Below are 674 nucleotides of genomic sequence, written 5' to 3' on the forward strand. Positions count from 1 at the left end.
CCCATAGTCGCTTCATGCCGGTGGCGTCCTGCCGCGCCTTTGCCAGGCCAACCATGTGATTGAGGTTCTTCTCGTACTGGCCGATGTCATCGGCATCGGGTGCCAGGTCGATATCGTGGAAGCACCAATACGGCACGCCCAGCTTGGTGAAGAACTCGAACGCCGCATCCACCTTGGCCTCGGCGGTCGCCATCGGCGAACCGGCTTCCCACGGGAAATGACGGGTGCCCGGGCCGAACGGATCGTGGCCGGCATTGCAGAAGGTATGCCAGTAACAGACTGCGAAGCGCAGGTGTTCCTGCATGGTCTTGCCACCGACGACCTTGTTGGCGTCGTAGACCTTGAATGCGAGTGGGTTGTCCGAACCGCGGCCCTCGAACGGGATGCGGCCGATGCCGGGGAAGTATTCCTTGGCGCCGATGAAGGGCTGCGTGCTCATGCTGCGTATTCCTGTGGTTGTGCGGGGTGTTGCGGAGAGGGACATCAGCCGCGCTGCAGCGGCGTGATGGCGTCGAGATATCGCAGGAAACGTGTGTATGCCGCGGCGTAAGCCTGGCTTCGTTGCGGGTCGGGCCGCATGGACAATGCCGGATCGACGGCGACATGCAGGCGGGTGACATCCATGATCGATGCCGTATCGCCGCGCGCCAGACCAATGGCCCACAGCGCCTGCA

At 63.1% G+C, this 674-nt stretch carries 2 pseudogenes; both read right to left on the minus strand.

The annotated features are described in order from the left end of the window. Nucleotides 1-439, minus strand: a pseudogene (locus ABB27_RS19085) (xylose isomerase); the annotation flags it as partial. Between the two features lie 44 nt (nt 440-483). After that, nucleotides 484-674 (minus strand): annotated as a pseudogene (locus ABB27_RS19090) (xylulokinase); the annotation flags it as partial.

Origin of the sequence: Stenotrophomonas terrae (genome assembly GCF_001431465.1) — a bacterium.
Classification (GTDB): domain Bacteria; phylum Pseudomonadota; class Gammaproteobacteria; order Xanthomonadales; family Xanthomonadaceae; genus Stenotrophomonas; species Stenotrophomonas terrae.